Origin of the sequence: Methanosaeta sp. UBA458, assembly GCF_002496085.1 — an archaeon.
GTDB lineage: Archaea > Halobacteriota > Methanosarcinia > Methanotrichales > Methanotrichaceae > Methanothrix > Methanothrix soehngenii.
Window position 1 is genome coordinate 1 of the sequence record NZ_DAIK01000157.1, and the last position, 14616, is coordinate 14616.

Annotated in this window: 6 protein-coding genes and 2 pseudogenes; 3 read left to right on the forward strand and 5 right to left on the reverse strand. The window is 49.5% G+C overall.

The annotated features are described in order from the left end of the window. The coding region (locus BP822_RS12910; RefSeq protein ID WP_349681855.1) for a type II toxin-antitoxin system HicB family antitoxin at positions 1-145 on the reverse strand (145 nt) is incomplete at its 3' end. An 815-nt stretch (positions 146-960) separates the two neighbouring features. Between BP822_RS12910 and BP822_RS11575 the strand changes: the two genes are divergently transcribed. From BP822_RS11575 to BP822_RS11585, 3 genes are read left to right on the forward strand one after another with little or no spacing between them, the layout of a single operon-like run. Continuing rightward, positions 961-3360 carry a TerB N-terminal domain-containing protein gene (locus tag BP822_RS11575; protein ID WP_273277960.1) on the forward strand — a complete coding sequence of 800 codons (2400 nt, stop codon included), beginning with the start codon at positions 961-963 and terminating at the stop codon, positions 3358-3360. A 2-nt stretch (positions 3361-3362) separates the two neighbouring features. Then, positions 3363-4691, forward strand: coding sequence for an ATP-binding protein (locus BP822_RS11580; RefSeq protein ID WP_273277961.1), 1329 nt, complete (start codon positions 3363-3365; stop codon positions 4689-4691). Positions 4692-4703: 12 nt separating this feature from the next. Further along, positions 4704-6929 (forward strand): DEAD/DEAH box helicase, encoded by a 2226-nt coding sequence (locus BP822_RS11585; protein WP_273277962.1) that lies wholly within the window; start codon positions 4704-4706, stop codon positions 6927-6929. Here the strand turns inward: BP822_RS11585 and BP822_RS11590 are convergent. The 4 genes and pseudogenes from BP822_RS11590 to BP822_RS11600 form a co-directional block, all read right to left on the reverse strand. Further along, entirely contained in the window at positions 6904-9924 is a 3021-nt protein-coding gene (locus tag BP822_RS11590; protein ID WP_273277963.1) for a UvrD-helicase domain-containing protein, read from the reverse strand. The two genes, BP822_RS11585 and BP822_RS11590, sit on opposite strands and share 26 nt — an antisense overlap. Then, a complete protein-coding gene (locus tag BP822_RS11595) occupies positions 9924-13094 on the reverse strand; it encodes a PD-(D/E)XK nuclease family protein (RefSeq protein WP_273277964.1) in 3171 nt (1056 codons plus the stop codon). The genes BP822_RS11590 and BP822_RS11595 overlap by 1 nt, the downstream gene beginning before the upstream one ends. A gap of 600 nt (positions 13095-13694) precedes the next feature. Continuing rightward, a pseudogene (locus BP822_RS12970) lies at positions 13695-13851 on the reverse strand (IS630 family transposase); the annotation flags it as partial. A 13-nt stretch (positions 13852-13864) separates the two neighbouring features. After that, positions 13865-14616: pseudogene (locus tag BP822_RS11600) on the reverse strand (DUF460 domain-containing protein); the annotation flags it as partial.

Sequence of the window (14616 nt, forward strand, 5' to 3'; positions counted from 1 at the left end):
CTTCCAGATGCAACTCTATAGCTTCTTTCATCAGTTCTGCCGTCTCCTCCTCGGTAACGCCAGCGGAAACCACGCCATGGAGGTCCGGGCAGTATGCGGAGTAATTACCCTCACCCTTCTCAATGATTATCGTGTATTTGGCCATCTAAGATATCCTCTGTGACTGCCTGGCTTTTATGTACTTTTCAGGGTCTTAGGATGCAGGTCCATATCCAACTTGACAGATATTCATCATTTTGGATTCTTTTCAGTGGGCACCGCGAGTCGGCCCTGCGGGCGGCAGGCAAAGAGGGAGCCCTTAGACCAGGGAGGTCCGAAAAAGCAGTCGATGGTTTTGGATTGGGATATATTAAAGCAAAAATTCTCCATGCGGGCCGGGCCAGAAGTTTGAACTGCTTTTATGAGGCTCGAAAGATCTCGACGGTCAGCATTGTTGAGTTCTCCAATCCAGAGCTGTTATCAAGGCTAGGATTGATCTACACAGACTGTTTTTTATGCACGCCGCGAGTCGGCCTGCGGGCCTCCCGCGCTAATGCTCCGGCCCCCTCAACGCCGGGGTGGCTTGGATACAATTGCTCAGGTGGTTGATGATTTTCGATATAACAGAGATCGTATTCTCCAGACGGACCCGGATGACTTTTGGATTGTTATATTAGTGATTGATGAAAGTCATTTCTTTTCAGTTGATTTCCCGAATCTGTGCAGGGTTGACCAATCTTCTTTTACTGGTTAAAAACAATTTTAGAGTAGCTTAAGCACATATAAAAAGACTTCTGTAATTTTAGAATTATATTTAGAAGTGGACAGTTAATGCGAAATTTGGAGTACAATCAGAGGCAAAATCTTTTTCCCTTTTAGTTGCAGATCTACAGTTGTGCAGGAGGTATTCCACTGATAAATGGTAAGGATGTTAAGCCATCAAACGTAATGAAAAAAACTATTAAATATCTAATCGCTTGTATGGCCATACTCATCTGGTTGGGACTCTTGGCCAACCATTGGCCCACTGCCCTTGCGATAGCAGTTATCGGTGGCATTATCTGGCGATCGAGAAAATCATTGCATAAGGAGTTGCCTGAAATAACTCCTGCTTCAGATCCACTTGCTGGAAATGCAACGCCTGCGGCACAGCTATCCTCATCGATGCCACCGGTTACTGCATCTATTCCTGGTCCTGTTATCACCTTTGAATACAACTTAAACCGCTCGATCAGTCGCTCGACAATGCCTGGGACAAATGAAGTTCAGTGGGCATCTTACAATGATATGCTTGAAGTCGCCAGCTACCGCATCGAGCATCCAATGACTTATTGGGCAGCCGGGAAGACGCGCATTGCTGAAGCCTCCTGCATTGAGAAAAATTTGCCGATTGGAAAGCCTATATCTGAGCCGATTGGCGCGCTCGGCTACTGGCCGCGATATGAGAACATGACCCCAGGCCAAAGAGGAAACTATCTTTCTTGGCTGGCAAGCGGAAAGCAGGGGCAATTAGATGATATCGGTTATGCCTTCGTTTATTTCTACGGACTTGAACGGCGGTTTTTCATTGACGGCAAAGATGTCGATCTGATCATTCCCGAAGTCGTTCGTTTGCTTTGCCGATATCCAGAATCAGGATCTTTCAATGGATATTTGAGTCGCTTCATCGCCTTTTCCACAGCCCGGATGGGGCTAAGATCCATAACGAATGATGGCTTTGCGTTTTGCTTCGATCAGGCACCGCTCAATAGCTATTCCGAAGATCTGCTTGCCGTCATTCTCGCCTGGTTCTACCAGCACAATCTTCCACTCCCAGGCCGCTGGGCTTTCGAGGTGGCCAGGCAGGATGTCAGAACCATGCGCAGTGTAGTTATCAACCGCGCGCCAGAGCAATTTAAGTCTCTTTTCATGCAAAAGTACCATGCTCAATTTGCTGAAGGCATGGTGCTTAAAGCAGCAGAAAGAGAGCGGCTGATTGAGTATCATCCTGCAAGTCCAAGTTTAATGGAGTTGGGCCAGTCTTCCACTGCATTTGCAGCAGTCAGAATTCCCGATGTATTGGGTTTGCAGAGTCAATTCGTGCATCTCTCCCAGATCTGGAATACTTGCGTAGAAGAACTTAGGGATTTCAGTCGCGCGGTAGGCAAAGGCTTGGATACTACAACACGCGAAGCGTGGGAAGCGCTACCTCCTGCATTGCGCAAAGACGTGGACCATCCAGATGCTCCACACTGGAAAGCCATAGCAACGACGCAAGCACGTGAGGATGGATTCTCATTTGCTTCAATATCAAAGCTTGCGGAAATTCAGAAATTTCAGTCACGAGAAAAACTGACGGCCACCCAAAGCAAGTCATTGGCACGAACCGCAGAAGATATCGGACTTGCCATCGTCCCTGATGCACGGATTACAGGACGAGCCTATGCCTGGTCGGATGAGGTAGTCCTCTTTCAACAAGAGGGCAGTGCCGCCCTGCAGCAGGAGAGCGGCTATCGTGCTGCATCATGTATGCTGGAATTGGGCATGGTTATCGCTGGGGCAGACGGGAAAATCGATCCAGAGGAAAACGCCCGTATTGAGCAGTTTCTGGAAGATCAATTCCGTCTTTCGTCCGATGAATCTCGACGTTTGAAAGCCTATGGAATATTATTGGGCAAGAAGCCGCCATCCATCTCTTCGCTTGGCAAGTCGTTGCGAGAAGCATTGACTTTGGATCAGCGTGCCATGATTGGCAAATATCTGATTGGAGTGGCTGCCGCTAATGGCATAATTGATCACAAGGAAATTTCATCGCTGAAGAGCATTTATAAGGCACTTGAAATCGAGGCTCCTCTAGATTCATTATTAGCTGAGCTGCGCCTATCCGGCAGTCAGCCCGTGGAAGTTCAAACAATTCGACGTGAACAGCGTGTTAGCGAAGCGATCCCTCAGCGCGAGCAGATGCCTGTTGACAAGCCAGTAGATATCACTCTTAATAACGAGGCATTGGCGCGCATTATGGCGGAGACTGCGGAAGTCTCACGCATTCTTGGACAGGCGCTATGCGAAACTGAAAGCAAAATAGATGAGTCTGATGCTGTTGATAGAGTTAAGCCTTCTGCTGCGCCGGAGGCAGTCACATATACGATAAATTCCAGCTTGCCATTTTCAACGGAACAGCTCGCGGCACTGGATAAACGATATTATGCACCGCTGGCAGAAATAATGAAAGAGCAAGTCTGGTCTTCGGATGACCTCGCCAAACTGGCAAAACGACATCAATTAATGCGTACAGGCATGTTGGATACCATTAACTCCTGGGCTTATGATAGTCTTGGTGACGAGATCCTGTTTGAAGAGGATAACATGTATAAAGTCAATCAATCCCTGGTGGGGGCATAAGCATGGCGATCACCATAAAACCTCGTGAACGAAATGCAATTCTTCAGTCTCTGCGTGCGGGGGTTGTACCGCGCATCGGTCTTCAGCATATTCAGGTAGGTCGCAAAGATGAGGTGGCAGCGATCCTAAGCGATCTCGACCGCATTGCACAGGACGGGGCGACAGTTCGTTTCATTATCGGTCGCTATGGCTCCGGCAAAAGCTTTTTCCTTAATCTAGCTCGCATGGTGGCACTGGAAAAGAAGTTCGTGGTTGTCCAAGCCGATATCTCTCCCGACCGCCGTCTGCATGCTTCAAGCGGACAAGCACGTTCACTCTATTCCGAGTTGATGCATAACATGTCTGCTGGCGCTAAACGAGACGGCGGCGCATTGCCAGGTTTAGTCGAGCGATGGGTCTCTGAAGTAGAGTTTGAAGCCAAAGAGACAGGCGGCGATCCGCAAAAAGAGATTTACAGACGTCTGAAACCACTGCAAGAGAATGTCAGTGGTTATGATTTTGCTACTGTCGTCAATAAATATGTGGAAGGATCTCAGCAGGGAAATGATGCTATGACGAACGCATCACTCCGCTGGTTACGCGCGGAATATGCCACAAAGACGGAGGCACGCCAAGATTTGGGGGTACGTTCGATCATTGGTGATCAGGACGTCTATGATCATTTGAAACTCATGGCCGCCTTTGTCCGTCTTGCCGGCTATTCTGGCCTATTGGTTAACTTGGATGAAATGGGCGTGTTGGCACAGCGGCTCAACAGCAAATCAGCGCGTGATGCAAATTATGAGATGATCCTTCGCATCTTCAACGATTGCTTGCAAGGCAGTGTGAATGGACTGGGTGTGGTTTTTGCAGGCACGGATACATTTATGGATGATCGGAGGCGAGGATTGGCGAGTTATGAAGCCTTAGCTACACGATTGGCAAATAACACTTTTGCCATCGATGGTCTACGAGATTACTCAGGCCCGGTCATCCGGCTTCCAAACTTAACTGTCGAAGACCTCTACGTTTTGCTGCATAATATTCGCCAGGTTTATGCATCAGGTGACGTTTCACGTTACCTCGTGCCTGATGAGGCGCTCAAGGCATTTATCCAGCATTGCGCTCAGACGCTAGGTGTGGAATTCTATCAGACGCCTCGTGACGCTGTAAAAGGATTTGTAGGCTTTCTTTCTGTCTTGGAACAAAATCCAGGTACAGATTGGCAGAAGCTGCTTGGCGGCATAAATCTTCAGCCATCAATAAATCCGGAAATCATTCCGGTGACAGAAGATGACACTCAAGTGCCACCCAATGGCGAAAAAGATGAGTTGGCAACATTTCGGCTTTAGCGAGCGATGTAAATGAATGAACCGACCGCCTTCCAGCGATTAAATCCGATCATTCAGGAAGAGCTATACCGCATGAAATGGACTGACCTGCGTTCCATCCAGGTCGATGCCATCCACGCGATACTTGGAGGCAATAAGCATCTCATCATTTCGGCGAATACAGCCGGAGGAAAGACCGAAGCTGCATTTCTTCCTATCCTCTCCGAGATAGTCGAAGATCATACAAGCAGCGTGCGGGCCTTGTACGTAGGACCTCTCAAGGCACTCATCAACGATCAATTTCGTCGTCTTGAAGAGCTTTGTGAACGCGCCGAAATTCCGGTACATAAATGGCATGGCGATGTCGGTCAATCCAAAAAGCATCAGGTGCTGAAATCACCGGGTGGTGTACTGCTGATAACGCCGGAATCCATAGAGTCACTCTTCATCAATCACCCTGATAAGCTGGACATACTGTTTTCTCATCTCAGCTTTATAGTCATCGACGAAATGCATGCGTTTCTCGGAACAGAACGTGGAGCGCAACTACGTAGCCTGTTGGCAAGATTGACACAACGCGCAAATCATCAAGTGCGCATCATTGGATTGTCTGCTACGCTCGGAGACATGACTTCCGCACAAAAATGGGTTGACCAGAAGAATCCAGATAGCATCGCGATGATCAAAAGTGGAGATAATAAAACCGTAAAATACATCATCAAGGGTTATCGGCGGCTAAAATCTGGAGAGGAATGTGGAGAGGACTCCTCTGATAAAGAGAATGCAGAATCTATCGCCACACCTGACGATTTTCGCTTGGCCAAAGACCTAATCAATGCTTTTGCAGGCAAGACGGCATTGATATTTGCCAACAGTAAACAACAACTGGAACTGTATGCAGACCTTACAGGACGCCTTCTGTTACGAGCCGGGCGGCCAAATCTGTTTCGCATTCACCATGGCTCGTTATCAAAGGCCGAGCGTGAGGATACTGAAGAGGCTTTGCGATCAAAATCAAGCCCAACAGCAACTTTTTGTTCCAGCACATTGGAGCTTGGCATTGATGTCGGCAATATCAGCAGAGTGGGCCAAATAGGCGCTCCCTGGTCTGTTTCTTCGCTGAAACAGCGATTAGGACGCAGTGGTCGTGGAGAGGATCAGGCTTCTGAGCTGTGGTTGTATATGGTTGAAGATGCAGCAACCGAACAATCCAAACCTATTGACCGCCTCTACCCACAATTGCTCCGTGCTATTGCCATGACGGAACTTATGCTGGAAGATTGGTGTGAGCCTCCTGACATTGAACGCTGGCATCTCTCCACCTTGGTTCAGCAAATCATGAGCGTAATTGCCGAAGCTGGCGGCGCATCGGCATTAACTCTATTTGAACGTCTCATCACCCGAGGATCATTTAAGAACATTGACCAGAAAACGTTGGTTCGTGTCCTTCGCAGCATTGGGGCCAATGACCTGGTAGAGCAAACTCCAGAAGGCACAATTATTCTGGGCCTCAAGGGTGAGCGGATAGTCAGAAGCTTTGAATTCTACTCTGCATTTGTAACCGAAAAGGAATTACGTGTGCTGCATCGTGGTCATCTTATCGGAACCGTTTCCGCATTGCCGACAACGGGGGCTGAAGGCTTCTTGATCCTGGCCGGCAGACGCTGGAAAATCATCGAAATCAACCTCGATCGCGAAGAAATCTTGGTGGAACCATCACGCGGTGGGCGCTTGCCATTATTCTCTGGCTCATCTGGGCCTGATCTTCATCCACGCATTCATGAGAAGATGCGCGAGATTCTTTCAGACACCCGAGTGCCCGTTTACCTGGATCAATTGGCAAAAGAGATGCTGCAAGAGGCAAGAATTTTTGCACGAGAGTCGGATATCTTGCACCATCCTTTCTTCCTGAATGGAAACGATACATTATGGTTTACCTGGTGTGGGACACGCGCAAATAGAACCCTCCTTGGATTAGGTTTGTATAAGGATTTGGATGTAAGTGACGAAGGTATTGCTCTTTCCTTTGAAAAAATGAGAGATACTGATATCCAGATGTGCTACAGCCAATTTCTCTCTGAACAACCCGATCTTGTCAAATTGGCAGAGCATTTTCCTGTGAAAATTGTTGAGAAATATGATGGCTTCCTGACAGAAGACTTGCTATGTGAAGCATTTGCACGCAATTATCTCGACCTGCCAGGAGCTTTAAAATCTATCAAAGGGATGCCTTTTATTTCTGATTCTGAAGCACCATAACCATACCCGCTTGATACCCTTCTATCCTCCTGATCAAATCGTTTTCAAAGTCCCGGACTGCCTCTCCGTCCAATTGCACCCTCACGGAGACCCCATCCTTCAGATAGAACAGCTCCGCTCCGAGCATCGGCGAGAAGATCTCCCGAGCGATATAGAGATAGAACCTGGTCTGAAACTCATAAGCCTCGCTATGCCTCTCTGACGAAGAGAACTTGAAATCCAGAATCTTCCATCCTTCAGCAGTCTTGATCACCTTATCCGGCCGGCCGGATAGAATATACCTGCCAAAGGGCCTGATGATCTGGTACTCGTTCATGGACTCCAAAGCCGACTCCATCTCTTTTATCAGGGGATGATCTTTCAACCGGCCCAGATGCCTCAGCACCTCCTGAAAATCAGCCTCGCCCAGCCCTAAAGGCGGCAGATCATACAATTCCCGGAGTGTCTCGTTGCTTGCGACTTCTACAAGCTCTTCCAGCCGGCACCCATTTCCCACCGCCTCCATGACCTTGTGGGCGAAAAGGCCCATTGCTCGACCTTGATCTCCCTTTCCGGGATCTTCTTCACGGGCAATATCATCTTCATCGATCTGTACACCCCGTCCGGGCGATGATGGGGCCTTGCTGATGATCGTAGGCGAGATGTATTCTTTATAGGTCTCGGAGGCTACGGGCTCAATGTACCTCGTCTCCAGAGTAAGCCTTGCAGGAGACGCAGAAGCTGGTGGGGCTGTGGCCTCAGCTGCAGAGACTATCTCCACAATATCTTCAAATCCGGGAGCCGGTGATATCCCCTCGCCCTGGACTTCGATCATGCTGCCCAGGATCATCTCCCTCCAGGGTCGTGATTTGCTGCCCTTCTTGCTGGATATAGTTATGACCAGCATATCCGACGCCCTGGTAGTAGCTACATATAAAGAGCGCTTTTCTTCCTCAAAATCACGTTCCTTTTCCTCCGCTATCATTTTCCCCAGGAAAGACCCAATGCACTGATCTTTGTCCAGGCAATTCAGGGCGAAACACATGCCATCCTCGCTCTTATCAAAGAGCAATAATTCATTTTGCTCCTTTTGGCTCCAGGAGGTGTCGCCCACTATCACTATGGGAAACTCGAGGCCCTTGGCCTTGTGCACAGTCATGACCTTGACCGCATCTGTATCCTCGCTCTCGATGGAGGCCTGCTCTTCGTCATCCAGTCCCACGTTATTGAGCATCCGAATCAGATCCCGTAAAGATACTCCTGCCTCATCCAGGCTGCGGGAAGTGATGATGAACTTCCGAAGGTTGGCTGACTTGCGGCCGCTGGGATCCTCGACGGCCAGGAATGCCGGATAATCCAGCTCCTCCACCAGCCTCTCCGCCAGCTCACTGGGCCGGATCATGGTTCTGATGGGCAGATAACTCTCCATAGCCCGATGAAATCTCCTCAAACGATCGATCCTGCCGGGATCTATATCTGACTCCTCGATCCGGCCTAAAATCTGGAATATGCCTTTTCCGGCGGCTTTGGCCCTGCACTTCAGCCGGGCCATATCCTGAATATCCAGGCCCACTAGCGGAGACATGAGAGCAGTGGTCAAAGCCATTTCATCACCTGGATCCGAAAGCACTCTGAGCATGGCCAGGATGCCAGCGATCTCTGGAATCTCGAAAAACCCGGCCTCTCCAACGGTGTAATAAGGAATGCCATGCCTGGCCAGGGCACTGGTGTACTCCTTGCCCTTTTCCGGCCTCATCTTGCGAAGCAATATTGCAATATCCTTGAACATTATCGCTCTCTTAGTGGCGACGAGTTTTGTCTCACCGCCAAATTGCTCCCTCTTCACAAAATCAAACTGCTGGCCCACTATACTGAGAATGTATTTTGCCGCAGCCTCCGCTTCGTCCTGAGGATCAAAGAGAATCTTCACTCGGGGCCGATTGCCGGTCTCTCCCACCACGGATAGAGGACTTACCGGCTCATAGCTCTGCGAATATCTCTTGTCAGATGAATGGAAGACCAGAGGATAGAACGCATTGCATAGATTCAGAATATCAGGATGGGACCGGAAGTTTCTTTCCAGGTGCCGCACAACTCCCCCCTCCGACCTGATCATTTCCCTGGCATCGGAGAAGACCTCTACCTCGGCCCCCCGGAACCGGTAGATGGACTGCTTGGCATCGCCCACGCAGATGATGCGGCTGTGTTCGCCACAGACGAGGTCCAGGACCTCCTTTTGCAGGGAGTCGGTATCCTGAAACTCGTCCACTATGATGTAACGAAACTGACTGCTGTATCTCTCTTTAATCCAGGCGTTCTCGGGCGAGGCTAACAGCTCCCTGAGAGTGACCAGAACTCCGGCAAAATCGGTTAAGTTCTCTTCCTGCATCTCCTCCTGGAAGGATCGATAAACCTCCTCGAAAAGCTTCTTGAAAGCATCAGAGGCAAAAACCAGGGATTCAGCTATGGAAGAATCGCCATGCAAACGAAGCCCGGCTTCCTCTTTTCCGGCAGGCCTTGACCTCATCATGGCATATCTCCTCTCCTTTACCGCTCGCTTTAGAGCACGGCTGAGGTCATCTAAAGTGAGGTGCCGGATCAAAGGCTCAATCAGGTCCTCGTGTTCGAAGAAGGCACGGAATATGCATCGATCTAAAATGGAAGAAACCTGGGAATCCGAGCCGATCTGGATATCCGGAGCTATCCGGGCGTAGACGCCAACCTCAGAGAGGATGCGTGCCGCAAAGGAGTCAATGGTGCTTATCCATGCAAAGGCCATGGATGATTTAAGCTGCTGCCACCTCACGTCGTCCGCCTCTTGCTGCCTTATCATATCCAGAATGCGGGACTTCATCTGCGCTGCCGCCTTCCTGGTGAAGGTTATGGCTACCACATTTCCTACATTCAGGGGATCATTATTCCGAAAAGCTCGATCGAAAATGTCAATATAAGCCGCGGAGATGGTATGGGTCTTTCCGGTGCCTGCGCTTGCCGAAATGAAGAGGTCCTGCTCCATTATTGCATTCCTCCTCTGGAATTCAAGATCAACTGGCAATTCAGCTGCAGGCCGCAGAAATAGCAGTCGCCTCCCTTTTTTTTAATGTATATGTTTAGCTCACCATTTCCCTTCTTCGCTGTGAATCTATCAGTTTCAGTGTTATTGATTTTCAAGATTACTTCAGAATCTTCGCTAATGAGCGTTAGTGAAATAGTTTTATCCTTTTTGGATATATTGATGGTCTTACCGTCTTCGATTTTGGCAATTCCTGCCGTGTATACCCAATCGATATGATATTTCTTTACTAGAAATTCCTTGAGCTTCTTATCATCAGTTCCTGGTATTTTCGTCCAGCTAAACACATACTCTTCAATCATCTTCCCTGGCCAAAACTCCCTTTTCTCGAAGATTCTATCGAGGGTCTGGAGAAGCTCCCTGTCCACATCCGAGAAGTTCAGGGACGACTTTGGCTTGGTGGAAAGATCCATCCTGCCCTGGCTGGCAAATGCGTCCAGATTCTTGGAAATCGTTCCTTTTTTCACCACCCGGAAAAATGACCTTACAAGCTGTGGGTTGCTGGGAAGATCCCTGTTCTCCATAGATAGCAGCACCAGAGTGTACAGCTTCAGCTGCTCCCAGTCCCCGGAACTGCTGGCCTTGTAATCTGAGAGAACCAGATCGTAGACCTTCTTTTTCAGAGCAACATTTATGTCAATCCGGTCTATCCTGCCCCGAAGGATCATTTCGCCATACTTTTTGCCGCAGCCGGACGCCAGACAGGCCATATCTGCTAGCCTGAACTCAAAGGGCAGCTCAACTAAAGTCCTCTCACCGATACAGGCCAGCTCTCTTTTGTCCCGCTCAAACTCCAGATATCCCTGAATCGCGCCAGTTGCATCCTCTGTCATGGCCCTCCTTACGGACGGCAATGACCGAACGGTATTGGCAGCCAGGAACCTCTGTATTATGCCTTCTACCACCTCACGGACCTTGCCCTCCTCTATTGCCCTGTCCCAGGTGGCATTCTCCTCCTGCTTCCAATCGTAGAGGCTCTTGAGAGCGGCATGGTAGGTGATTCCCTTCTCAATTGAAGACAGCTCATATAGCTCATCGGACTTTTCCTCCAACCGGAGCATGCGACGAAAGAAGAACTTGAAAGGACACTTCTGCAATTCAGAGATCCTGGTATAGCTCAGGGTCCTGCCCACCAGGGATTCGACAACCGCCCGATCTTCTACCTTCCAGGAAAATTTCGAACCGGCATAGAGCTTCAATGGTGCAGTCAGGCTTTGAGCGCTTTCGGGTACCACCAGTTCTCTTCCTTCGGCCATTCCCCGTCCAAACTGGATCATCAGCTCAGTTGCACTCATGGGAGCAGTTCCCCTTTCCAGAGTATTGGTTTTCTCATAGTCCCAGCCATCCAGCCATAAAGAAGGCATCATCAGCTCTCCTTCTCGAGAGGCGGACAGGTAAGTTATCACCGCCTGAGAAGATGAACATAAAGAGGAATAGAGTGCTTGCCTCTGCTCCCGTTCCTTGATCAGGGAGTAGCCAGGATTCAAAGCAATGCCCTCCAGAGAATAAAGGGGATTGGAGCGGCGGGTGGGGAATATACCGTCATTGAAATCAACGATGTACTTTATAGAACGATGCCGAAATCTGGCCGAATGCAGTGGCAGGATTTCCACCTCATTGGCCAGGGGAGAAGATGGCCTGTACTCCTCGCTGCCTATCAAGATCTCTAAGTCGGCCAGGAGACCTGGCAGAGTCAGACTCTTGCCATCAATAATTTTGACCAGGACCTCCAGCTTATCCAGCAACTGCTCAAATCTGGCTATAGCCATAGCCTCTGTTCCGAGATCTGCATTTTCGAGAAAAAGGAAACGAACTCGAAGTGGCTCCATCCAGATGGTTAGCTCCTTTTTGAACCGCTCAAAATCGGTCTCCCCTTCCCTGAACTTCTCGATCTCCTGCAGAGCCTCAAATAGCTGGCCGGATCTTTGCAGCACCTCCTGGCAAAGCAGGATCCTGGCCTCATTAGCCTGAAGATCGCTATCATAAACGCTATCATCCTGAGCCAGAACCTCAAGCCTCTGCTTTTGTGCGGCAAGATGGCCTTCCAGTTTTGCCTTCCACTCTCTTCTCCGGTCCTCCAGAGAACTCCTCTTTGGACCAATGTAAAGCCCCGCTCCCCTGGCTAAAGCTTCCAGACCGTCAAGATCGAATTGTGCTGCCTCCGGCAGTCCCAGGCCGTGATCGAGCATTGATATGAGCAGATGAGAGGGATAGCCAGCTAAAGCTGTCCGGAAAGGCAGAATAAGAAGCTGGATGGCAATGCTGCTCGATAAAGGTTCTTCACCGCTCAATTTTACTGGAACTTTATATTCCTCCAGCTTCCTGGAGAACTCCCCTGCCCTTTCCGAGAAGTTGTTGAGGACCACGGCGATCTCCCCGGGCTTCATGCCGTCATCCACAATTCGCCGTTTGATATCCCGGCAGACCTGTATCAACTCCGCCTCAGGATCCTTAAAGCAGGCAATTTGGATGAAATCGCCTTCCAATTTCACAGTCGGTCCCTGGTCTTTCAAGAGCCTTTCCAGGGGCCCAGCGGCCTTTGGAGAGGATGCGAGCTCCTCGTACAGGACTTTCACAGACTGAATCGAGAGCGATTCCAGGAATTTGCTCCATCTCTCCCTATCCACATAGACCGGGTCCAGTGTCATGAAAGTCTCCTGGAAAAGAGGTATGACCTTAGAAAGAAATATCATCTGAGCCCATGAGAGATTGGTGAAACCGTCAAGGAAAAGAGTTTTGCTGCATCGAGAAGCCAAATAATCTTTGATTTCCTCAGGGTCTATCTTCACGTAGGCATCAAAAGTATCATAGAGTTTTGCCCGGTAAACCGTATCAAGCTCCCTGAGTGCATATTTGACCAGAGATCGGGCGGTATCATTGGCCAATCTTGCCATAAGGGCAGCCTCTCCTTCGTCCTTGGCCTGCATCACCGCTTCAGCGACGAAAGCTATCAAGCCAGGGGAATCTTTGAGCGGATAGAAAGGACCCAAATCTTTTTGGGTTGCCGATCCGAGAATATTAGCTATGAACACATTCAGAAGGTGCTTATCGACATACATCATTTCCTGATGGGTATGGCCATAGACCTCATCAGCAAACTGGTCTATCACCATAAAACTCCCCCTTGGGACAGATGAATGCAGACCCCTTGAGAACCATTCTGAGAACTCCTTTACGAATTCACCAGTTGGCCCCAGAAAGGTGTAATACAAGGGATTTTCGCGGTGAGTTTGCTCCATTACTCTTACTAGATAATTAGTCTTTCCTGATAGAGCTGGCCCTTTGATAATATGCAGTTTCAGTCTATTCCCTCCGGTTCCTAATTCTATAAATGAGATTATTTGATTAATCTATTGGTCGTCTTCAGTGTTTTTTATTAAATCCATTCATCTGGCGGTCGGCCCGGTTTAAAGTTTATTCCACCACCATCCTCTTCAAGCAGGTGCCTTAGCGGTCCAATTCTTTATTTCGTGAGCCCCAGGACATGAGCGCTTTTTTGCAGCCAATCGATGCCGGTCGTAAGGGATGAGATTCTCCCACTTATCATCGATGAATTAATAAATACGTGATACTGTCTTGTTTTTATGGCAGAAAAATGAAGGTGAAATTATAAATTACCAACCAGCATTTAACCAACTCATGGATATTTTTATTACACCAGAGGTCAAGAGACGACAAGAAATCCATGAGCTGTCCTAGGATCTATTTTCACTTTGAAGCTCTGCAAAAATTGCATTCCGCTCTTGCTCCCAAATGCTAACCTCATCCGCAAGCTTCTTCGTACTGGCAATCCTGCGATCCAAGCATTCCTTTTAAAGTGCAGAAAGTTCTCTCTCCTCCATTATTAAGCCAGCTTATTTTCTTAAGAGTACGATGTTGAAAGTCAATCATACCCCTCCCCCATCTTCTCCCTCCCCCCCATCCTCTTCTTCCTCTTCTCCTCCTTCATCCTCTCCACCTTATAATCCTGGAATAAGCTCTCCAGCTTCTCCGCCTCCAGCCTCGCCTGCCGGGCCTTTTGCTGCACCTCCCACCTCTCCCGCGCCGCTTCAAGCTCCTCCGGCCGGATGAATGGCAGGCTGTCGATCCTCTGCACCGCAATCTCCGCGGATGTGAATACTGGCAAGCCCAGGTCCAGGAAATACTCCTGCATCGCCTGGGCCATCTCCCCCTCTGCCACTATGGCGGCAACCCCCCTCTCCCGAAACATCTCCGCAGTGCTCTTTCCCCCGCCGCTGGAGTCCTCTAAGAGGACCAGGTCCCCCTCAGCCAGAGAGTAGCGCTCCGCCGCAGCCAGAACCGCCTCTTTGGAGAAGGCGGCCACCGGCTTCAGACGGCGCAGCCCTTTGACCTCCTCAATCCTCTCCGCCTTCTTCCGGGCGACGGCGTTCTTTTTCAGCTTCTTGGTGTACTTTCTCTCCGAGCGCAGGATAGAGCGCAGCCGTCCGATCTCCTTGTCCCGTATTCGGATCTCATGGTCCCTTTTGATCTCCCTGGAGGTCTTATCCTTCAGCCGGTCCAGCCTCTCGATAGCCTTTTGCAGATCGGCATCCTTCTTTGCCAGCTGGGCCTGCAGCTCATCCAGGTAAGTGCGCAGCGTCTTCACCTGCTCGGATAGCTGCTGGATATGCTGCC

Bases quoted from the DNA above. Each gene is read 5' to 3' on its own strand.
- BP822_RS11575 (WP_273277960.1), top strand. From the start codon at position 961: ATGGCCATACTCATCTGGTTGGGACTCTTGGCCAACCATTGGCCCACT.
- BP822_RS11580 (WP_273277961.1), top strand. From the start codon at position 3,363: ATGGCGATCACCATAAAACCTCGTGAACGAAATGCAATTCTTCAGTCT.
- BP822_RS11585 (WP_273277962.1), top strand. From the start codon at position 4,704: ATGAATGAACCGACCGCCTTCCAGCGATTAAATCCGATCATTCAGGAA.
- BP822_RS11590 (WP_273277963.1), bottom strand. From the start codon at position 9,924: ATGGAGCAGGACCTCTTCATTTCGGCAAGCGCAGGCACCGGAAAGACC.
- BP822_RS11595 (WP_273277964.1), bottom strand. From the start codon at position 13,094: ATGGTGATAGACCAGTTTGCTGATGAGGTCTATGGCCATACCCATCAG.